General features: G+C 65.1%; 17 protein-coding genes and 1 pseudogene. 2 read left to right on the top strand and 16 right to left on the bottom strand.

Annotation, left to right across the window (positions count from 1 at the left end):
- Position 1: 1 nt before the first annotated feature.
- Positions 2-1,258, bottom strand: coding sequence for a UDP-N-acetylglucosamine 1-carboxyvinyltransferase (murA, locus tag RND64_RS08245; RefSeq protein WP_049700971.1), 1,257 nt, complete (start codon positions 1,256-1,258; stop codon positions 2-4).
- A gap of 70 nt (positions 1,259-1,328) precedes the next feature.
- Here murA and RND64_RS08240 point away from each other — a divergent pair, with 70 nt between their 5' ends.
- Positions 1,329-1,925: a cob(I)yrinic acid a,c-diamide adenosyltransferase gene (locus RND64_RS08240; RefSeq protein ID WP_331436540.1), complete on the top strand. Its 597-nt coding sequence runs from the start codon at positions 1,329-1,331 to the stop codon at positions 1,923-1,925.
- A gap of 57 nt (positions 1,926-1,982) precedes the next feature.
- Here RND64_RS08240 and RND64_RS08235 read toward each other — a convergent pair whose 3' ends face one another.
- The 15 genes from RND64_RS08235 to rpmE form a co-directional block, all read right to left on the bottom strand.
- Positions 1,983-2,423, bottom strand: a complete 441-nt coding sequence (locus RND64_RS08235; protein WP_331436539.1) for a DUF2550 domain-containing protein — start codon at positions 2,421-2,423, stop codon at positions 1,983-1,985.
- Positions 2,424-2,660: 237 nt separating this feature from the next.
- A complete protein-coding gene (locus RND64_RS08230; RefSeq protein ID WP_049700974.1) occupies positions 2,661-3,038 on the bottom strand; it encodes a F0F1 ATP synthase subunit epsilon in 378 nt (125 codons plus the stop codon).
- 9 nt (positions 3,039-3,047) lie between these two features.
- Entirely contained in the window at positions 3,048-4,496 is a 1,449-nt protein-coding gene (gene atpD / locus RND64_RS08225) for a F0F1 ATP synthase subunit beta (protein ID WP_049700975.1), read from the bottom strand.
- A gap of 51 nt (positions 4,497-4,547) precedes the next feature.
- Positions 4,548-5,483: a F0F1 ATP synthase subunit gamma gene (locus RND64_RS08220; protein WP_331436538.1), complete on the bottom strand. Its 936-nt coding sequence runs from the start codon at positions 5,481-5,483 to the stop codon at positions 4,548-4,550.
- A 62-nt stretch (positions 5,484-5,545) separates the two neighbouring features.
- Positions 5,546-7,174: a F0F1 ATP synthase subunit alpha gene (atpA, locus tag RND64_RS08215; protein ID WP_331436537.1), complete on the bottom strand. Its 1,629-nt coding sequence runs from the start codon at positions 7,172-7,174 to the stop codon at positions 5,546-5,548.
- Between the two features lie 93 nt (positions 7,175-7,267).
- Complete coding sequence (locus tag RND64_RS08210; protein ID WP_331436536.1) at positions 7,268-8,620, bottom strand: F0F1 ATP synthase subunit B/delta; 1,353 nt, start codon at positions 8,618-8,620, stop codon at positions 7,268-7,270.
- A 2-nt stretch (positions 8,621-8,622) separates the two neighbouring features.
- Positions 8,623-9,126 (bottom strand): F0F1 ATP synthase subunit B, encoded by a 504-nt coding sequence (locus tag RND64_RS08205; protein WP_270486935.1) that lies wholly within the window; start codon positions 9,124-9,126, stop codon positions 8,623-8,625.
- Between the two features lie 49 nt (positions 9,127-9,175).
- Entirely contained in the window at positions 9,176-9,433 is a 258-nt protein-coding gene (locus RND64_RS08200) for a F0F1 ATP synthase subunit C (protein ID WP_005179417.1), read from the bottom strand.
- 86 nt (positions 9,434-9,519) lie between these two features.
- Positions 9,520-10,290, bottom strand: a complete 771-nt coding sequence (gene atpB / locus RND64_RS08195; protein WP_270486936.1) for a F0F1 ATP synthase subunit A — start codon at positions 10,288-10,290, stop codon at positions 9,520-9,522.
- Positions 10,287-10,703, bottom strand: a complete 417-nt coding sequence (locus RND64_RS08190) for a hypothetical protein (protein WP_005205734.1) — start codon at positions 10,701-10,703, stop codon at positions 10,287-10,289. Before RND64_RS08190 ends, atpB begins: the two co-directional genes overlap by 4 nt.
- A 339-nt stretch (positions 10,704-11,042) precedes the next feature.
- Positions 11,043-12,260, bottom strand: a complete 1,218-nt coding sequence (locus RND64_RS08185; protein WP_049700981.1) for an MraY family glycosyltransferase — start codon at positions 12,258-12,260, stop codon at positions 11,043-11,045.
- Entirely contained in the window at positions 12,260-12,913 is a 654-nt protein-coding gene (locus RND64_RS08180; RefSeq protein ID WP_049700982.1) for an L-threonylcarbamoyladenylate synthase, read from the bottom strand. Before RND64_RS08180 ends, RND64_RS08185 begins: the two co-directional genes overlap by 1 nt.
- A 35-nt stretch (positions 12,914-12,948) precedes the next feature.
- Positions 12,949-13,806 carry a peptide chain release factor N(5)-glutamine methyltransferase gene (gene prmC, locus RND64_RS08175; protein ID WP_331436652.1) on the bottom strand — a complete coding sequence of 286 codons (858 nt, stop codon included), beginning with the start codon at positions 13,804-13,806 and terminating at the stop codon, positions 12,949-12,951.
- Positions 13,807-13,832: 26 nt separating this feature from the next.
- On the bottom strand, positions 13,833-14,939 hold the full coding sequence (gene prfA / locus RND64_RS08170; RefSeq protein WP_331436534.1) for a peptide chain release factor 1: 1,107 nt from the start codon (positions 14,937-14,939) through the stop codon (positions 13,833-13,835).
- A 99-nt stretch (positions 14,940-15,038) separates the two neighbouring features.
- The gene (rpmE, locus tag RND64_RS08165; protein WP_049700985.1) at positions 15,039-15,266 is read right to left on the bottom strand and encodes a 50S ribosomal protein L31; all 228 of its coding nucleotides are present in this window, start codon (positions 15,264-15,266) and stop codon (positions 15,039-15,041) included.
- Positions 15,267-15,714: 448 nt separating this feature from the next.
- Between rpmE and RND64_RS08160 the strand changes: the two are divergent.
- Positions 15,715-21,136: pseudogene (locus RND64_RS08160) on the top strand (glutamate synthase-related protein).

The following is a 21,136-nucleotide window of genomic DNA, read 5'->3' as shown; positions in this document are numbered from 1 at the left end:
CTTACCCGGTGCGGCGTTCGATCTCGCCGCCGAGACTCCGAAGATTCTCGACGAAGTGCGGATATCCCCGGTCGATGTGCTCGACGTCGTGCACCTCGGTCACACCGTCGGCGACGAGCCCCGCGAGTACGAGACCCGCGCCCGCGCGAATATCCGAGCACCACACGGGTGCGCTGGAGAGCTTCTCGATGCCACGGATGACCGCATGATGGCCGTCGGTACGTGCGTCGGCTCCGAGGCGGACCATCTCCTCGACGAAGCGGAATCGCGCCTCGAAGACGTTCTCGGTGATCACCGACATCCCCTCGGCAATCGACGCCCAGCCGATCGCCATCGGCTGCAGGTCCGTCGGGAATCCGGGGAACGGCAGCGTCGAGACGTTGACGGCGGTTGGTCTGCGGTCATGACTGACGCGGAATCCGTTCGGATGCGTCTCCACGCGGGCTCCGGTGTCGACGAGCTTGTTCAACACCAGCTGCAGATGATGAGGATTGACACCGTTGACCGTGACGTCGCCGCGGGTCATCACCGCGGCGATACCCCACGTCGCACCGACGATCCTGTCGCCGACGACCCGGTGGGTGGTCGGATGCAGCCGTTCGACGCCGGTGACCGTCAACGTCGACGTACCCGCGCCCTCGATCCGCGCGCCCATCTGTTGAAGCATCACGCACAGGTCGACGATCTCGGGCTCACGGGCAGCGTTGTCGATGACCGTCTCTCCCTCGGCGAGAACCGCGGCCATCAGGATGTTCTCGGTGGCGCCGACGGAGGGAAACTCGAGTGCGATCGGGGCGCCGACGAGCGCGTCGGCCTCGGCGACCACACAGCCATGCTCGATCGAACTATGAGCGCCGAGCGCCCGCAGCCCCGCCTGGTGCATGTCGAGGGGTCGGGAACCGATCGCATCGCCACCGGGGAGCGCGACCACAGCGCGTCGGCACCGCGCCATCAGCGGTCCCAGCACGCACACCGACGCGCGGAACTGCTTCACCGCGTCGAAATCGGCGTGGTACTTGGGTTCCGCGGGCGCTTCGATCGTGACCGTCTCACCGTTGATCTCGACGACAGCACCCAGACCGCGCAGGACGTCGGCCATGAGCGGAACGTCGGCGATCTCGGGCGAATTGGTCAACGTGGTCGTGCCCTCGGCGAGCAACGACGCAGCCATCAGTTTGAGGACGCTGTTCTTGGCCCCACCGACCGACACCTCGCCGTGCAGGCGTGCTCCCCCGGACACCAGAAACCGATCACTCACGTCAGATACCTTATCCGCCTCGCGGCAGTGCTCAACGCACAGCACTGGACCTGCGGTTACATTTGGGTCCATGGCCGTGCATCTGACTCGTATCTACACCCGCACCGGCGACGACGGCACCACTGGGCTCAGCGACTTCTCACGCGTAGCCAAGACAGATGCGCGCGTTGTCGCCTATGCCGACTGCGACGAGGCCAACACCTTCATCGGCACGGCCCTCGCGCTCGGTGGCGAGATCCCAGACGCGATCACAACCGTGCTCACGACGGTCCAGAACGACCTCTTCGACGCCGGAGCGGACCTCTCGACGCCGGTCGTCGACGACCCCAAATATCCGCCGCTGCGCATCGAACAGAGCTACATCGACGCCCTCGAGTCATGGTGCGACGCCTTCGGTGCCGATCTCCCCGCTCTGAACTCCTTCGTCCTGCCCGGTGGCACACCGTTCGCCGCACTTCTGCACCAAGCACGCGCAGTCACTCGTCGAGCGGAACGTTCGGCATGGGCCGCGGTCGACGCCGACCCCGACCACACGTCCGTCCTGCCCGCCCGGTACCTGAATCGGCTGTCGGATCTGCTGTTCATTCTGTCCCGAGTAGCCAATCGAGGGCCGGGCGGAGATGGCGACGTGACCTGGGTTCCCGGAGGGGATCGTCACCGCCCCTGAGTGCCGGCCTCAGGCGTGAACAGCTCCGGAGCGACGGGCTCCCGGGACGGAAGGATTTCAGGCGCTTCGACGCCGCTGTGACCGCTGCGGAGCGCCCGCCTCCAGCCACGCTTGGAAGGCCGTGACGCCGTCGGGTGTCAGGGCGAGCTCGTACTCGCTGGGCTCGTCGTCGTGGTACTCGCGGACGTGCAGGATGGTCATCCCGTCGAGAATGACGCCCTCGCTGCCTGCCGCGCATCGACGACCGACGATCTCGATGCTGTGGCGGGGGAAGCGACGTGACGGACCTGGCCGAAGCGAGCTGAGCCGGAAGTACCGCAGCGATTCATCGCCGTAGTGGACGGTGCCGTGGCGCCAGCCCTCGTCGACCTTCGCAGGCAGGTCGCGCAGTAGCGCGGGGGTCCCCGCGCTGCGTAGCTGTTGTAGTCGATATGCCAGCAGGCCGCAGACAACCAGCGCCACCACAAGCAGAATCAGCAGGACGACCACAACGGTCACGCGGCAAACCTCCCTCGCGCGGGTTGCATCACCGAGATGTCGGCGGGCTGTCGACGGGCTGATTCGGCGATGACGTACCCCCAGCATGCCAGTAGACCGTATGAAGCAGCCAGCCACCCGCGATACGCGGGTGGCTGGCTGACGACTACCGAGTCATCGTGACGACTCGTATTCAGTTGTGACGCAACGGTTTTCGTCCAGATCAGGACTCCACCGCACGCATCGGCTCGTTCTCGATCAGGCGATCTGCTCCGCGGCGCGCAACCGTGCATGAGCGCGGTTGTACTCCGGCGTATCGGGCTCTGCGGACTCGAGAGCGGACTTCTCGGCGTTGATGTCAACGCCATCTGCCCACTCCGCGGCCTCGGCGAGAATCGTCACCGACTCACCGGTCACCGAGATGAAACCGCCTTCGACGGCGGCCGCCTTGCGGGTACCGCTTTCCTCGACGATCACCACGAACCCGCCGGGCACGAGCTGTCCGAGCAGCGGTTCGTGGTTGGCCAGCACACCCATCTCGCCGACCGTGGTCTGCGCGATGACGAACGTGGCCTCGCCCGAGTACAGCTCGGCGTCGGCGGACACGACCTCGACGTGGAAGGACTTCTCAGCCATGGCGTACCGCTACTTTCCGGCGAGCTTGGCGGCGGCTGCCTCCACGTCGTCGAGGCCACCGCAGCTGTTGAACGCCTGCTCCGGGTAAGCGTCGAACTCACCCTTGCAGATGCGGTCGAATGCCTCGATGGTGTCGGCGAGCGGCACGACCGATCCGGGCTGGCCGGTGAACTTCTCGGCGACGAGGAAGTTCTGACCAAGGAACTTCTGGATACGACGGGCACGCTGGACGGTCACCTTGTCCTCTTCGGACAGCTCGTCCATACCGAGGATCGCGATGATGTCCTGGAGCTCCTTGTACTTCTGCAGGATGCTCTTGACCTCGTTGGCGACGCGGAAGTGCTCGTCACCGACGATCGACGCCTCGAGGATGCGCGAGGTCGACGTTAGCGGATCCACAGCCGGGTAGATACCGAGCTGCGAGATCGGGCGCGAGAGCTCGGTCGTCGCGTCGAGGTGCGCGAATGTCGTCGCGGGTGCCGGGTCGGTGTAGTCGTCGGCAGGCACGTAGATCGCCTGCAGCGACGTGATCGAACGGCCCTTCGTCGAGGTGATGCGCTCCTGGAGCTCACCCATCTCGTCGGCAAGCGTCGGCTGGTAACCCACGGCGGAAGGCATACGGCCGAGCAGCGTCGACACCTCCGAACCCGCCTGGGTGAATCGGAAGATGTTGTCGATGAACAGCAGCACGTCCTGGTGCTTCACGTCACGGAAGTACTCGGCCATGGTCAGGGCCGAGAGAGCGACGCGCATACGCGTGCCCGGCGGCTCGTCCATCTGGCCGAAGACAAGGGCGGTGTCCTGGAGGACGCCCATCTCTTCCATTTCCATGATCAGGTCGGTGCCCTCACGGGTGCGCTCACCGACGCCCGCGAACACGGAGGTTCCGGAGAACTCACGCGCGATACGGGTGATCATCTCCTGGATCAGAACGGTCTTGCCGACGCCGGCGCCGCCGAACAGGCCGATCTTGCCGCCCTTGACGTACGGGGTCAGCAGGTCGATGACCTTGATGCCGGTCTCGAGGATCTCGGTCTTACCCTCGAGCTCGTCGAAGGCCGGGGGCTTGCGGTGGATGCCCCACTGCTCGCCATCGCGGCCGAGGCCGGGGCTGTCGAGGCAGTCGCCGAGTGCGTTGAACACGTGGCCCTTGACCTGGTCGCCGACCGGAACGCGGATCGGGTAGCCCGAGTCGGTCACGACCGCGCCACGGACGAGGCCGTCGGTGGGCTGCATCGAAATGGTGCGGACCAGGTTGTCGCCGAGGTGCTGCGCGACCTCGAGGGTCAGCGTCTTGGCAACGGCCTCGAGCGTCACGTCGGTGTGCAGGGCGTTGAACAGGTCTGGGATCGAGCCGCGGGGGAATTCGACGTCGACGACGGGGCCGATGATGCGGACCACGCGGCCCTCAGTGGTCCCCGCCGACTGCGACGAGGGTGTCTCTACAGTTGCGGTCATGATGCTTGGGTCACTTCCTTTTGATCGAAGTTTGGGGCGGGATCGGCGTCATCAGGCCAGCGCGCTCGATCCGCCGACGATCTCGCTGATTTCCTGGGTGATCTGAGCCTGGCGAAGCTGGTTGGCTTCACGCGACAACGACTTGGACAATTCCTCGGCGTTGTCGGTTGCCGCCTTCATGGCGGTGCGACGAGCGGCCGACTCAGATGCCGCAGAGTCCAACAGCGCCGCGTAGACGCGCGTGGCGACGTACTTCGGCAGCAGTGCCTCGAGAAGCGTCTCCGCACTGGGCTCGAAGCTGTAGTTGCGCGACTCGTCGTCGACCTCGACCTCGCCGTGATCCGGGTTGTCGTTCTCGGTGACCACCAGCGGCGCCATCCGGCGAACCTCGGGGGTCTGGGTCAGCATGGAGACGAACCGGGTGTAGACGATGTGCAGCTCGTCGACGCCCTCGATGGTTCCCTCGCCGTCGGGGAGGTCGATGTTCTCGCCCGACCCGGCCACGAACAGGTCGACCAGGAAGTTGCTCGCCTGCGCCGCATCTGCGTATTCCGGGGCCTGCGAGAACCCGGTCCACGACGCCGCGACGTCCATGCCACGGAACGTGAAGTAGTTCACGCCCTTGGTGCCCATGACGAAGACCACCGGTTCTTTGCCCTCGTCGCGGATGAGCGAGATGAGCTCGCGCGACGACCGGAGCACGTTGGAGTTGTATCCACCCGCCATGCCGCGGTCACTGGTGATCACCAGGATCGCCGCACGCTTGGGATCCTCGCGCTCCTTGAGCAGCGGGTGGTCAAGCGACCCCGCACTGCTGGCCAGCTCCGAGAGCACCTTGGTCATCTCTTCCGAGTACGGCTTGGCTGCCGCAACCCTGGCCTGAGCCTTGGTGATACGCGAGGTCGCGATCAGCTCCTGTGCCTTGGTGATCTTCTTCGTCGACTGGACCGACCGGATGCGTGAGCGCAGCTCACGAATGCTGGCCATGAGCCCTCACCCCTTCTTCCTTCGCACGGATACGCCCGATGCGGGCACAGACAGTCACAAGGTCACTTCCGGATCTTGATCTGTTCTTGCTCGACGTCGTCGGCGTCCATTGCGGCTGCCTCGGCCTCGTTCACGACGCGCTTGCCGTCGTGGGTGAGGTAGCTGTTCTTGAACTTGTTGGTCTCGGCGACGAGCGCCTCGGCCTCATCGTCGCCGAGAACCTTGCCACCGGCGATGGAGTCGTAGACCCCGGTCGCGTTGTGGTGCAGGTGGCTGAGCAGCTGCGTCTCGAAGTTCCGGATGTCATTGACCGGCACGGAGTCGTAGTGGCCCTCACCGCAGAGGTAGATCGAGACGATCTCGTCCTCGACCGAGTAGGGGCTGTACTGGTCCTGCTTGAGCATCTCGACCCAGCGGGCGCCGCGCTCGAGCTGAGCCTTCGACGCCGCGTCGAGGTCGGAGGCGAAGGCGGCGAACGCTTCGAGCTCACGGAACTGTGCGAGCTCGAGACGCAGCGAGCCGGAGACCTTCTTGAGGCCCTTGGTCTGTGCTGCACCACCGACGCGCGACACCGAGGTACCGACGTTGATGGCCGGACGAACACCCTTGTTGAACAGGTCGGACTCGAGGAAGACCTGTCCGTCGGTGATCGAGATGACGTTGGTCGGGATGAAGGCCGAGACGTCGTTGGCCTTGGTCTCGATGATCGGCAGTGCCGTCATCGAACCGCCACCGAGTTCGTCGGAGAGCTTGGCAGCACGCTCGAGCAGGCGGGAGTGCAAGTAGAAGACGTCGCCGGGGTATGCCTCGCGGCCCGGCGGGCGACGCAGCAGCAGCGAGATCGCGCGGTAGGCCTCGGCCTGCTTGGTCAGGTCGTCGAAGACCACCAGAACGTGCTTGCCCTGGTACATCCAGTGCTGGCCGAGGGCCGAGCCGGTGTAGGGGGCGAGCCACTTGAAGCCGGCCGAGTCGGACGCGGGAGCCGCGACGATGGTGGTGTACTCCATCGCGCCGGCCTCTTCGAGAGCCGTCTTCACGCCGGCGATCGTCGAGCCCTTCTGGCCGATCGCGACGTAGATGCAGCGAACCTGCTTGCTGGGGTCACCGGTTGCCCAGTTGTCCTTCTGGTTCAGGATCGCGTCGACGCAGACCGCGGTCTTACCGGTCTTGCGGTCGCCGATGATCAGCTGACGCTGTCCGCGACCGATCGCCGTCATGGCGTCGATGGCCTTGATGCCGGTGGCCAGCGACTCCTCGACGGGCTGACGCTCGAGCACGGTGGCTGCCTGCAGCTCGAGGACGCGGTTGTCCTCGGCCTCGATGTCGCCGAGTCCGTCGATCGGTGCGCCGAGCGGGTCGACCACGCGTCCGAGGAACTTGTCGCCGACGGGCACCGAGAGCACCTCGCCGGTACGGCTGACCTGAGCGCCCTCTTCGAGGTCCTCGTAGTCACCGAGGATGACGGCGCCGATCTCGTCCTCGTCGAGGTTCAGTGCAACACCCTGGACGCCGCCCGGGAACTGCAACAGCTCGTTGGCCATCGCGCCCGGAAGACCGCTGACGTGGGCGATACCGTCAGCCGTGTCGGTGATCGTGCCGACCTCGTCGCGCGAGGCTTCGGCTTCGAACGACGAGACGTACTGCTCGATCGCTCCCTTAATCTCGTCTGCTGAGATCGTCAACTCCGCCATGGGTTCTCGTCTTTCTTGATGTCGGTCGGTGTAAGTGAGTCGTGGTGATGAGGCACGGTCGCCGTTGTGGTGGTGGCCAGTACGGCGAGGCGCTTACCTCGGCAGTGTCTCGGCGGCTTTCGCCAGGCGTGTCGCGATGTCGGCCTCGATGACCTCGTCGCCGACACCGATACGCAGTCCGCCGATGATCGACGGGTCGACCTCGGTCTGCACCGAGATCGAACGGTGGTAGATCTCGGCGAGCACTCCACCGAGACGTTCCTTCTGAGCATCGCTCAATTCGGCCGCCGACACCACGTGGGCAACGGTTTCGCCGCGCAGCGCTGCTGCCAGCGCAGCTAGTTGGTCGACGGCAGACTCCGCGGGCTGTCCGTGGAGCAGGCTGATCGTCTGGGTGAGCAGATGCGAGGTGTAGTCGCCGATCTGATCCCCCACCAGCCCGGTGAGCAGGCCGTTACGCCTGTCGGCCGGCTTGGTGAAGTCGGTCAGCAACGACGCCAGGGTCGGATTCGCGTCGAGCAGGCGGCTCACCCGGAACAGTTCGTCCTCGACCTGTTCGATCTGACCGTCACGCTCGGCGGCGGTCAGCACGACAAGCGCGTTCTGCCTGCGCAGCGCGACGAGAATGTCGTTGGGCGCTGACCAGTGCTGTGCGACGGCTGATGCGACGATCTCGACCGCGATCGGCGATGCCTTGCCGTCGAAGAGGGTGTGCACCAGGTTCTTCTTGAGAGCCGGGAAATCCTCGTCCTCGGTGAACTTCTTGCGCAACACCGGATTCTGCTGGAGGAAGTCGATGATCTGAGTCAGATCCTCGCTTGCCGCAAGCAGGTCCTGAGGCGACTTGCCTTCAGTGTTGGTGGCGAACTCGCGAGCGACCGCACGCGCGGCCTCTCGGCTCGCGGCATGCATCGAATGCAGACCGATCAGTTCGCTCGAACTCGGCACACCGGTCGACGGCTGTCCGCCGCGCGACATGGCCGAGAGCTCGTCGATGACACGATCGACGGTCTCCGACTGATTGGCCGGGTCGGCGAGGTGATCGCGCACGATCTTGCCCGCGCCGTCGACCGCGGTGAGTCCGAGCTCGCTGCGCAACTGGCGAACCATGGACGTTCTGGTCAGTTCGCCCTGCGTCTTGCCGTGCTCGGAGATGCGCTTGACCTCGGCGTCTGCCTGCTTGTGCAGGTCATCCGCGATGCCCTCGGCATCTTCGACCGCACCTTCGTGCAGTTGCTTTGCCTCGACCTTTGCCTGCTCGATCGAGCGCTCGTGCGCGACCTTGGCGTCCTCGAGGCGGGCCTTGGCCGCGTCACTCTCGGCCACCTGCTGATCGACGACGTCCTGCGCGTTCTTCACGACCTTGCGCAAGAACGGGACGACGAACTTCCACAACAGGAAGATGACGATCAGAAAGCCGATGAGCTGTCCGATAAAAATATCCACTGCTACTTCACCGTCTCAGTCTCTGCCGAGGCGGTCGACGCCCCTGCACTTTGCACGCCGGCACCCTGCTTGCCGAGAACTCGTTCGGCAAGCGTTCGCGACAACGAGTCGACGTCGCGCTTGGCCTCTGTCACGGCGCTGTCGGCCTCCACCTTGAGATCGGCGGAGATCTTCGCGAGAGCGGCGTCGGCTTCATCCGTCGCACGCCGCTTCGCATCCGACAGCTCCTCGTTACCCTTGGCCCGCGCTTCGTCCCGGATACCGGTCGCGTCAGCGCGGGCGTCCTTCATTCGAGCCTGGTACTCCCGATCGGCGTCCTCGTAGCTCGCCGCAGCGGCGTTGTTGTCCTCAGCGGTCTTCGCGACGCGCGCCTGCCGTTCGTCGAGCACCTTCACAATCGGTGGCACGACCCACGCGCGGATGACGACCAGCACGATGACGAAGATCAGCAGACACGCGAAGAACGTGCCATTGGGGATCAAGAAGTTCTCTGCGGCGAGATTCATGGTTCAGATGTCCCTTGTTGTTCGAGGAACCCGACTAAGACCGGGAAGATCAGGACTGGCCGGAGATCGGGGTGGCGAACACGAACAGCGCCATGAACGCGAGGTTGATGAAGTACGCAGCCTCGACCAGACCAACGGTGATGAAGAACGGAGTGAACAGACGGCCCTGAGCCTCCGGCTGACGTGCGATGCCGGAGATCAACGCGGAACCGGCGATACCGTCACCGACACCGGCACCGATTGCGCCGCCACCCATGATGAGGCCGCCACCGATCAACGCGCCCAGACCAATCAGATTCGGATCCATTGAGAACTTTCCTTTCGGGTGATACTGGCAATCGGATTGCCAGGTCTAAGGTCCGACCGGCGCGGTGCCGGTCGGGGTCGGACTTGCTAGTGGTCTTCGTCCATCTCCATGGCCTGGCTGAAGTACAGCACGGTCAGCAGGGAGAAGATGAATGCCTGGATGAGGCCGACGAAGAGGTCGAAGGACTTCCAGATCGCGTTCGGCGCCCACATGATGTACGCCGGGAACAGCGAGATCAGCGCGACCATGATGCTGCCTGCGAACAGGTTGCCGAAAAGACGGAGCGAGAGCGAGACCGGCTTGGCGATCTCCTCGATGATGTTGATCGGCGCGAGGAATGCGACGTGGCCCTTGACGAGGCGGGTGAAGTGCCCGACCGGCCCGCGGCGCTTGATGCCCGCTGCGGTGTACCAGATGAACACGAACGCGGCGAGCGCGTAGCAGAAGTTGACGTCGCTGGCCGCAGGCGCGAAGACCTCGGCGCTCTTGCCCTCGGCATCGCCGTACTGCAGCGGCAGAACCGCCAGCCAGTTCGCGACGAGGATGAACGTGAACAGCGTTACCGCGAGCGGCAGAACGAATCCACCGACCTTCATGCCCATCGAGTTCTCGATCTGGCTGCGCATCTGCGTGGTCACTGCTTCGAAGAACAGCTGCACCGAATTGGGGCGCTTGGAAGTCATCCTCGACCGGACGAAGAATGCCAATGCGATCACGATCAAGCCCGCGATCGAAGTGGCCACAATCGTGTCGATGTTCCACGTCAGGCCCAGCCACTCCACCTGCTTGTGGTGGCCGACCTCGATTTGGGCTTCGGCCAGCACGAGGCTCTCGGCGCCGTAAGTCGATGCGATCATAGCTGCTTACGAAGTCCTTTCATTACCGGAATCACCGTGTTCAGCACCAGGACAACCTGGCCCAGAGCGAGTCCGAACATCACGCCCAGCCCTTCGGGCCGGAACAGGAACGCCGCCGCCAGCGCGAGCACAGTGATGGCTCCGAGGCGTGCGGCAGAGTTGACGGCGAGCAGTTTCTTGCGTGGATTCTCTTCTGCCGCAACACGTTCGACGGACATGATGACCATCTTGGTGTTGATGAAGACGGCGACCACACCGATTGCGAAGAACAGCGGGAACAACCAGCTCCCGAGGAACACCGCGATGATCGCGACGATGACCGTCAGTACGGCGGCGATGATCGCCGGTCGTCGGAGGCCGGTCGGCGCGGGCGGGTAATACACGGGAGCCGAGTCAGGGGCGGACGTCGCCATTGCCTCTCCTCACGTGAACACCTCATGCCATAGGCATCAGGCGATGAGCGTGCGTCCTCGCGGCAGGTGCCGCCGAGCGTACGCTCTGCATTTGCAGTGACCTTATCAACACGGTGTGCCGCGGTCACCGGGGGGTGTCTTCGCAGTTTGTGTTGACTTACCGAGGTGGGGCACGTCGCGCCAGCGGCGCATCATATGCGTCCCCCTCAAGTACTACAGCAGATAGTACACGATTTTACTGTCCGGTTACCTAACCGGTAGGTCAACCGTCACCCACCCCGCCGAATCGGCCCCTACCTGGTCTTTCGAGCACAGCACTTGCCTCAGCGAGGGTGTCGGTCAGCGCAGCGCTCGCGCGGTCCGCAGCTCCGCGATGCGCCGCTGAAGCCTGGGCGCCATCGTCGCAAGCATCGCGACCACGAGACCGGCCGCGAACGCCGGCACGACCACCGACATCGGGAAGATCGTGCTCGCGGCCACCGAGAACGCGAGGATTCCGACCCAGAGGTAGATGATCAGCGCGACACGTCGCTGTGAATGCCCCAGTTCGAGCAGCCGATGATGCAGGTGCAGCTTGTCCGGTGTGTAGAACCCGACGCCTGCCCTGGTGCGTCGTACCACCGCCATCAGCATGTCGAGCATCGGAATGAAGACAACGGCCGCAACCAGGATCAGGGGTGAGAGCAGCGTGAACACGTCGGCCGGACCGTACGCGTTCACCGCTATACGTCCCGACGCGCTCGTCGACGCCGCTGCCAGCATCAAGCCGATGAGCATCGCACCCGAGTCGCCCATGAAGATCCTCGCGGGCGAGAAGTTGTGCGGAAGGAACCCGAGGCAAGCACCCGCGAGTGCGACCGAGATCAGTGCGGGTGGGTAATAGCTGACGTCGCCACCCTGGTCTCGGAGCAGGCCGAGCGAGAACATGCAGATGGCCGACGCCGAGATGAGTCCGAGCCCTGCGGCGAGACCGTCGAGTCCGTCGATGAAGTTGACGGCGTTGATGGTGGCGACGGTGATCACGACTGTCAGCAACCCCGACTGGAACGGGTCGAGAACGATGGTCCCGATGTTTCCGAACGGAACCGGCACCTGCAGCCAGCTCACGCCCATCACCACCATGACTCCCGCCGCCGTGAGTTGTCCGACGAACTTCGTCAACGCGTCGAGGCCCCACCGGTCGTCGATGATCCCGACGATGACGATGACCGCTCCGGCCGTCACCACCGCACCCATGTCGTTGGTGTAGGCGAATCCGCGGTTGAGCGCGGGGAGGTTGGCAGCCAACACGATCGCGGCGACGACTCCCGCGAACATGCCGACGCCGCCGAGCCTCGGTGTGGGAATGGTGTGTACGTCTCGCACACGGGGTACGGCCACAGCACCCACTCGGATCGCGATCACCCGAACCAGCGATGTCAGCAGGTACGTGATGGCAGCGGCGGTCAGGCCGACCAACAGCAATTCGCGCAGCGGGACACCGGCACCGCCCGAGCTCGAATCGGCCGACAGCATGTCGGCGACGACCATGCTGGTACCGGTGACGGGCTCGAGCATCAGTTGACCAGGCTGGCCGGATCGACGTCGAGCACCTCTGCCACCTCGGCCGTCGTCACAGCACCCTCGCGCAGGACACGCGGACTCGGACCCGTGACGTCGACAATTGTCGACGGCTCCCCCTTGGGTGCTCTACCGCCGTCGAGGTAGACCGACACCGAGTCGCCCAGTTGTTCGCGGGCCTCGTCGCATGTGATCGCAGGAGGCCTGCCGGAGACGTTGGCGCTCGAGACCGCCATCGGTCCGACCTCACGCAACACCTCGATGGCCACCGGGTGCAGCGGCATCCGCAACATCACGGTGCCCGACGTGTCGCCGAGATCCCACGCGAGCGACGGAGCCTGCTCGACGACGAGACTCACACTGCCCGGCCAGAACGCCTCGACGAGGCTGCGCGCCGATGCCGACACCGACAAGACCAGACCGTCGATGGAATGCCAGGAACCGACCAGGACGGGTACGGGCATGTCGCGACCCCGGTGCTTTGCAGCCAGGAGGTCGGTGACGGCCTCGGCGTCGAACGCGTTGCACCCGATGCCGTAGACCGTGTCCGTGGGCGTGACGATCAGGCGCCCGGCCTTGGCGGCCCCCACGGCCGCCTGGATGCCCGCAGAACGGGTGTCCTCGTCAGTGCAATCGAAAACGGTGCTCACCCATCCATCCTTTCACGCGACACGTCTGCGCCGGATCAAGGTCGACGGCGCGCGGTCACGACCCGCGGTCGACCTGCGAGGTCGCGGCGCGCCACGACGTCGTCGAACCGTCCCGTCGCCTCGAAGGCCCCGATTACCTGCGACGACGTCGAATCGTCATGCTCGACGCCGATGCGCCCGGCGGGTGCCAGTAGTCGCGCGGCGACGTCGGCGAGCGGCGTGATCACGCTCATCCCGTCGTGGCCGGCGAACACCGCCTCGGCCGGATCCGCCTCGACTTCGGGCGAGACGTCGGTGTCGGTCGGCACATACGGCGGGTTCGCCACAATGAGGTCGAGCGAGCCGTCCGGGATGTGATCGGACAGTTGTGCGTAATCGGTGACATCGGCGCCGAGAACTGCCACGCGATCGCCGACACCGAGGTTCTCGACATTCCGGCGCAGCCACAACAGTGCCGACGGCGATTTCTCGACCGCCACCACACGGGCCGACGGCACCGACACGGCGATCGCGATGGCCAGTGCCCCACTGCCGCTACACAGATCGGCGACGAGCGGATGCGAAATGCCCCGCAGATTCTCGACGGCCCATTCGAGGATGAGCTCCGTCTCGGGCCGCGGCACGAAAACCCCTGGCCCGACGGCCAGATCGATGGGGCCGAAAGCGGCGCGACCAATGATGTGCTGCAACGGAATTCGACGTGCACGCTGCGCGACGAGTTCGCGAAACCGCCTGCGCTCACCCGCGTCTGGTCCGTCGACGAAAGCCAACGAACCCCGATCGACGTCGAGGACATGCGCCATCAACCACTCGGCATCGCTGCGCGCCGAGTCGATTCCGGCTTCCGCGAGCAGCGATGCTGCCGAATGCAGCTCCGACACCGCCGACGTCATCTGGTCACTTGTCACGCAGGTCGACCTCACTCGGCCTCGAGCCGCGCCTGACGGTCTGCGGCGACGAGCGCGTCGAGCAGGGCGTCCATGTCGCCACTCAGCACGGCATCGAGATTGTTTGCCTTGTAACCGATCCGGTGATCGGTGATCCGGTTCTCCGGGAAGTTGTAGGTGCGGATGCGTTCGGAACGATCAACCGTCCGGATCTGCGCAGCCCTGCCCTCCGCTGCGGCGGCGTCGGCCTCCTCCTCGGCAGCAGACTGCAACCGCGCAGCCAGCACCTGCATGGCACGGGCCTTGTTCTGGAGCTGCGATCGCTCGTTCTGGCAGGTCACGACGATCCCGGTGGGCAGGTGGGTGAGACGGACCGCCGAGTCGGTGGTGTTCACGCCCTGACCGCCCTTGCCGGACGAGCGGTAGACGTCGATCCGTAGATCGGACTCGTCGATCTCGATCTCCTCGACCTCCTCGGGTTCCGGGTAGATCAGCACGCCTGCCGCCGACGTGTGGATACGGCCCTGAGACTCGGTCACCGGGACACGCTGCACGCGGTGAACGCCGCCCTCGAACTTCAGCCGCGACCACACACCGTCGCGCGACGGCTCGCGGCCCTTGATCGAGAGCGTGGCCTCCTTGTAGCCCCCGAGATCGGACTCGGTGACACCGAGGACCTGGGCCTTCCAGCCGTGCCGCTCGCAGTACCTGAGGTACATGCGGGCCAGATCGGAGGCGAACAGCGCCGATTCCTCGCCACCGGCCCCCGATTTGATCTCCAACACGACGTCGTCGGAATCGTGCGGGTCGCGTGGTGCGAGCAGATCGGTCAGCGTCGCATCCAGAGATTCGACCGCAGCTTCGAGAGCGGGAATCTCCTCGGAGAACGCCGCATCGTCTGCAGCGAGTTCCCTGGCCGCGGCGAGATCATCGCGCGAGGTCTGCAGCTTCGAATACGTCGCCATGATCGGCGCGAGCTCGGCAAATCGTTTGCCCACCCGCCGCGCATGCGACGGATCGTCGTGCAATGAGGGATCAGAGAGCTGCTGCTCGAGCCCAGCGTGCTCGGCAAGAATGTCGTCGATGGCACCGCCATTGGCACCGCCTCCGGCGTCGCGCGTGTGTGCGCTCTTATTCACCGCTCGTCCTCCTCATACTTGCTCGCCCAGATACTTGCTCGCCCAACGAAAACGACGCCCGACCCGGTCGGTGTGACCGGGCGGGCGTCGTCGGGATAGCTACTTGGCGTCTGCGTTCTTGGTGCGCTTGCCGTAGCGCTTCTCGAAGCGCGCGACGCGGCCGCCGGTGTCGAGGATCTTCTGCTTGCCCGTGTAGAACGGGTGGCACTGCGAGCAGACTTCGACGTTGATCCGACCGTTCTCGGCGGTGCTGCGGGTCTCGAAGGTGTTGCCACAGCCGCAAACGACCTCTGTGACGTGGTAATCGGGGTGAATTCCCTGCTTCATTCTGGTGTCCCTTTCTGTGGTCGCCGGGTCACCGCCGCGATTCGGCGGTGTGAACCGGTACCGGACTCGACCGATCAGTATGCCATCGCCCCAGGCCCAGACGGAAATCGCAACCTAGTGGCTGGCGACGACCGCGGGCGCCGGATTCGACTCGACTGCCTGTCACCCGCCTCAACACGGCCCCGTCCATATTCATTCCGACGCAGTTCCGTCTCCGCGAAATGGGCTGCACGCTGCGTAAATGTGTCGAACCGCTCCGGCGACGACGTGAGTCGGTAGTTCCACCGAAGGTAAGCCTTAGTTTACTGTGCCTTACCTAAGTTATAGTCGTGCGAGCCGCTTCATCGTCGCAGCGGCTGGGCCGCTCCAGTGTTGCAGCGGCGAACCGCTCCAACGTCGCAGCGGGCTGCATTCGCATCTTGAACCCCATCCCTACGAGAGGACCTGCGTGCACGCGATCCGGAGTCCACACCTGGTGTGGGATCACAGCGACGAAAAGAGCAGCTGCGGCGTCGGCTTCATCACGCGCAAAGACGGCAGGGCAACGCATGACGTCATCGATATGGCGCGCGAGGCGCTGTGTTCGGTACCCCACCGCGGTGGCATCTCGGCGCTCGGCATCGGCGACGGCGGCGGCGTGTCCATGGATCTGTCCCGACGCTTCTTTCGTTCGGTGACCGGCCGACCCGATCTCGAGCTCGGCCGATTCTGCGTCGGCAACTTCTTTCTCCCGGAGTCCCCCGCAGCGGCAGCGAGGGCCACGCGACTCATCGAGCGCACGATGCACGACCGCGGATTCACCGAACTGTGCGTGCGCGACGTTCCTGTCGACCCCTCGGTGTTGCGGCCGGCCTCCGCGGCAGCGCAGCTCCCGATCCGGCAATGGGTGTTCGCGGCACCCGACCCGTGCCCGGATCCGGCCGATCTCGACCATCTCGTTCAGCAGGCACTGCTGCACATTGAGTCCATCGCCTACACGTCCGATGAGTTCGCGGGGCTCTATCCGCTGTCGCTGTCCGCACGCACGCAGGTCCTCAAGGGCAGACTCTCGTCGAACGAGGTCGTCGACTACTTCACCGACCTCGCCGATCCGGACCATCGCGTGCACACGCTGTATTTCCACACGCGCTTCTCCACCAACACCGACCCGCATCCCACGATGGCTCAGCCATTTCGGCTCCTCGCGCACAACGGCGAGCTCAACACCGACAAGAAGAATCGCATCGCGCAGGTCACCGCAGCGGCCGCCTCCGGCAGGACCATCTCGCGACCGCCGGGTCAATCCGACTCGAGCAGGCTTGACCAGACGGTCGCCGCGCGTGTCGTGTCCGAACGCGTCGACCTCGTCACCGCGATCGTGTCGATGATGCCGCCCGCCTGGGAGAACGACACGACACTCGCCCCCGAGGTTCGGGCGATGTTCGAGTACTTCTCTCTCTACGAGGAGAAGAACGACGGCCCGGCGGCCGTGGTGTTCGGCGACGGCACGGTCATCGGTGCACGCCTCGATCGCCTAGGACTACGCCCCCTGCGCACCGTCGAGACCGCCGACTATCTGTGCGCCTTCTCCGAGGCGGGACAGATCTCGCTACCGCCGGAGCGTGTGATCGCGCGTGGGCGCGTGTCCGCTGGCGGGATGATCTACTACGACCATCGCGAGCACCGGAGTTACACCACCGAGCAGGCGTACGCGAAGCTCGCCGCGGCGCGCGACTATCCCTCACTGCTGAACGCCGCACGGGTCGAACTGAGCGCGCTTGCGCCACAACAGTCTTCACACACTTCCGAAAGTGACGATTCGCCCACCCTTCCTTGCGACGATCCGACGCTGACGGACCATCAACGCTTCCGCGCGTATCACCTCGACCAGGAAAGCCTGAGGTACTTTGTCGACCCGATGATCGACGAGGGCGTCGAACGCGTCTCCGCCATGGGTTTCGGCAACGCGATCAATGCGCTCACCAATCGGGAGCCCAGCGTCGCCCGGTACTTCTCGCAGCGATTCGCGCAGGTCACCAACCCACCGTTGGACAGTATCCGTGAAGCAGACGGGATGTCGCTGCGCGTTGCGCTCGGTGCACGGCCTCGAATCAGTGAGATCGACACGGCCACAACACATCCGCATCGCCAGATCGTCATCCCGTCGCCGATACTCGACGCCGCCGCGCTCGACGTCTTGCTCGCGCAGGACGAATCCCCCGTCCGCGTATTCGATGCCACGTTCGCGCTGCCGGAGGTATCCGACGGCTCCGATACGGCAAGCGCCGATAACACCGCGGCACAAGACGACGCCACGGCACTCGTCAGCGCAGTGGAGCGAGTGTGCACCCAAGTTGTCGAGTTCGCCTCCGCCACCGGCGGAATCGCGGTCCTCAGCGACCGTGCGATCCGGGCCGATCGTGCCGCTTTGCCGATGATCTTCCTCGTCTCTGCAGTCAACCAACGACTGATCGCTTCTGGCGCACGGCTGAGCGTGTCCCTGGTGGTGGACTCGGGCCAGATCGAGTCGTCGCATGACCTCGCCGCGATCCTCGGCTTCGGAGCCGCTGCGGCACATCCTCATTCGGTCGCGCGGCGCGCAACGCGCTCCGGTGACCAACAGACGGCGACAGCAGGATTCGCTCGCTGGGCCGCTGCGGCCACGAAGTCGCTCATGAAGACGATGGGCCGGGTGGGGTTGTGCACGGTCGAGAGCTACATCGGTGGCGAGTTCTTCGAGCCGAACTTCCTCGACACCTCCGACCCTGTACTCGCAGCATGGTTTCCGACGATGCGCTCGCCAGCGGGCGGAGCTGCACTTGCCGATGTCGTCGACGCCATTGCCGGTGCTCACCGAGCTGCGATGGCCGCGCCTGCCGCGTCGTCGGACAAAGATCTTCCACTACTCGGACTGTTCAAGGAACGTGCCGACGGCGCAGGCCACTCCTTTGGCGTCGCTGCCGTCCGCGGCTACGGCGAGATGGTCTCGGAGAGATTGCAGTTCGCCACGGCGACAGTCAACTCCGTACGTGCCGACGAGGCGGGGGCAGCGGATCTTCTGAGACTGCTCACGCTCGGCGACCTCGACGGCGCATTCGGCGAGACCGCGCAACTGTACTCATCGAGCAGCTATGACCGGCTCACCGATGCCGAGATCGACGCATTCACCGTCACCGACGCCTACCGCGCATTCGTCGACGACATTGCGCGGACCCGGGCGGAACGTCCGAGTACCGTCCGCGACGTCCTCAACCTTCGTCGTGCCGACACGTCACGCAGGTTGACCGATGTGCAACCCGCCCACGAGATCACCGCAACGTTCGCGTCCGGGGCCATGAGCCACGGCGCTCTCGTCGCACAGGCACACGAAGCCATTGCCCACGGCACCAACATGGTCGGCGCGTTGTCGAACAGCGGTGAAGGCGGCGAGCACTATTCGAGGTACGGCACGCTACGCGCGTCGAGGATCAAGCAGTTCGCCTCGGGCAGATTCGGGATCTGGGCGGGATACCTCGCCGACCCCATGCTCACCGAACTCGAGATCAAGATCGGCCAGGGCGCCAAACCCGGTGAGGGAGGCCAACTTCCGGCGCCGAAGGTCACCGTCGAGATCGCCGCGGCCCGCGGTGGCACTCCGGGAGTCGAACTCGTCTCTCCCCCACCGCACCACGACACGTACTCGATCGAAGACCTCGCTCAGCTCATCCACGACTGCAAAGCAGCGCGGGTGCGCGTGATCGTGAAGCTGGTGTCGTCCGAGGGCATCGGAACCATCGCCGTCGGAGTCGCCAAGGCAGGCGCCGACGTGATCAACGTCGCCGGAAACACCGGCGGCACCGGCGCGGCGTCGGTCAGCAGCCTGCGCTATGCCGGGCGTGCCGCCGAGATCGGTCTGGCCGAGGTACACCAGGCACTCGGTGCGCACGGTCTCCGCGAGAAGGTCGTCCTCCGTGCGTCGGGAGCTCATCAGACAGGTCGCGACGTGGTGGTTTCGGCGCTGCTGGGTGCCGACAGCTTCGAGTTCGGTACCGCCGCCCTGATGATGATGGGCTGCGTGATGGCCAAGAACTGCAACATCAAATGTCCGGCGGGCCTCACGACGAATCCCGAACTGTTCGACGGGGATCCGCGTGCCATGGCGCAGTACCTGCTGAACGTCGCGCACGATGTGCGGGAGATACTCGCCGACCTCGCGCTACCCGATCTGAGCGCGGCACGCGGTCGCACAGACCTACTCGTCGGAATCGACCACCCTGCGATCGTCGGCCGCCTCGACACCGCACCGCTTCTCGCGCGCGTCGACAGGGAGGCGATCACCGATCCGGTCTACCTCGAGGCCGACTTCTCCGTCGACGACTCGCTGCTGGCCCAGGTGCGCGACGCGCTGTTCGATGAGAGGGCCGAGAGTGTCGTCACCATCCCGACGGTGCTCGGCAACCGCAACAAGAGTGTCGGTGCGCAACTGGCCGTCGACATCGAGCGCATGCTCAACTACACCGCACCCGACCACCCCGCTTCAGAACACGCCGCTTCCGAGAATATCGACCTGCTACCGGCCGTCTATGTCGACGAGCGCGGGCGTCGTTATCTCGCACCCGATTCCGTCACGATCCCCACCTCTGGCTCCGCGGGCTTGTCCTACGGCGCCTTCTGCAACGACGGTCTGCGCCTCGAGCACACCGGTACGTGCAACGACGGCGTCGGAAAGTCGATGTCGGGTGGAACGGTCGTGGTGCGCTCTCCCGGGGGGGGGTTCGCCCGCAGAGGGCGGCAACGTCCTGATCGGAAACTTCGCGCTGTTCGGAGCCACCGGTGGGCGCCTCTTCGTCGAGGGAGAAGCCGGAGACCGCTTCGCCGTACGCAATTCGGGTAGCACCGCAGTGGTCGAAGGCATCGGCGAGTTCGGTTGTGAATACATGACCAACGGAGCGGTGCTCAATATCGGCGGGTTCGGTCGAGGACTCGGCAACGGGATGAGCGGCGGCTTCCTCTATCAGTACGATCCGGCCTGTGTACTCGCCGACCGGATCAGTTCCGACTCGGTGCTCGTCGGAGCGATCACGGGAGTCGACGACCCACTCGCACCGATCCACCACCACGCGGTCCACCTACTCCTCGAGATGCACGCCGAGGCAACCGGTTCCGCGCTCGCGAACCGGCTCCTCGAGAACTGGGAGACCGAGCGGCACTACATCAGCTACGCCATGCCGCGCGCGCTCGTCAGCCACCAGGACGCCCCGACGTTGCTGGCCACGCTCGGTCACCGCGCGCTCGTCGACGAACTGTCCACGTCGATCGCCACCGACCAGGTCAGGGCTCTCAAACGGCATGTCAGAAACCGGACGCCGATCCTCGACGGCCTCGTGCCCGCGTACGGTCACACCGACGACGCCACGATGTACCGACTCCTCAACGCGTTCACGGTGTTCCATCTCGCCCGAGAGGTCGCCCAGACCCGCATGCGTCGCTCGAGATCGACGGTCGTGGGCGCGGATTCGCGGTCGGAACAGCTCATCGCGCGAGCCGCACGCAATCTCGTCCTGACAGAAGACTTCGACCTCGTCACACGCGTGGGTACGTTCGTCCGCGACATCCTCGCCGACTACGACGAACAACAGATTGCCGCGCTCATCTCCGCCAAACGAATCGACGACTACAAGCGGGCGCTCGCGGCCCGCAATGTCCGCTCCGTCGACGCACCCGCGACGTACGGATGGATCATGCACCAGGACAACCACATCCGTGACGTGTTGGGTTCACTCCCCGACTTCGACGCCCTGTTCGCCTCGCGCACAGTGCCGACCGTCGTCGAGGCGCTCGCAGCAGCGACACCGCACAGATCCGACGCTGCCGACGACATCACACCTCTCTCACACCCGAAGGCGGGATGA

The organism is Gordonia sp. w5E2 (genome assembly GCF_036540975.1).
In the GTDB taxonomy this organism is placed as follows: Bacteria; Actinomycetota; Actinomycetes; order Mycobacteriales; family Mycobacteriaceae; genus Gordonia; species Gordonia jacobaea.
This window is presented reverse-complemented; position numbering and strand designations above follow the sequence as displayed.

Coding starts and splice junctions, on each gene's coding strand:
- atpA (WP_331436537.1), bottom strand. CDS start 7,174: ATGGCGGAGTTGACGATCTCAGCAGACGAGATTAAGGGAGCGATCGAG.
- atpB (WP_270486936.1), bottom strand. CDS start 10,290: ATGATCGCATCGACTTACGGCGCCGAGAGCCTCGTGCTGGCCGAAGCC.
- RND64_RS08230 (WP_049700974.1), bottom strand. CDS start 3,038: ATGGCTGAGAAGTCCTTCCACGTCGAGGTCGTGTCCGCCGACGCCGAG.
- RND64_RS08240 (WP_331436540.1), top strand. CDS start 1,329: ATGGCCGTGCATCTGACTCGTATCTACACCCGCACCGGCGACGACGGC.
- prmC (WP_331436652.1), bottom strand. CDS start 13,806: ATGACGTCGGCGGTGTCGGAGCTGCATTCGGCAGCATCGCTGCTCGCG.
- rpmE (WP_049700985.1), bottom strand. CDS start 15,266: ATGAAGCAGGGAATTCACCCCGATTACCACGTCACAGAGGTCGTTTGC.
- RND64_RS08205 (WP_270486935.1), bottom strand. CDS start 9,126: ATGAATCTCGCCGCAGAGAACTTCTTGATCCCCAATGGCACGTTCTTC.
- RND64_RS08185 (WP_049700981.1), bottom strand. CDS start 12,260: ATGCTCGAGCCCGTCACCGGTACCAGCATGGTCGTCGCCGACATGCTG.
- RND64_RS08190 (WP_005205734.1), bottom strand. CDS start 10,703: ATGGCGACGTCCGCCCCTGACTCGGCTCCCGTGTATTACCCGCCCGCG.
- RND64_RS08220 (WP_331436538.1), bottom strand. CDS start 5,483: ATGGCCAGCATTCGTGAGCTGCGCTCACGCATCCGGTCGGTCCAGTCG.
- atpD (WP_049700975.1), bottom strand. CDS start 4,496: ATGACCGCAACTGTAGAGACACCCTCGTCGCAGTCGGCGGGGACCACT.
- RND64_RS08200 (WP_005179417.1), bottom strand. CDS start 9,433: ATGGATCCGAATCTGATTGGTCTGGGCGCGTTGATCGGTGGCGGCCTC.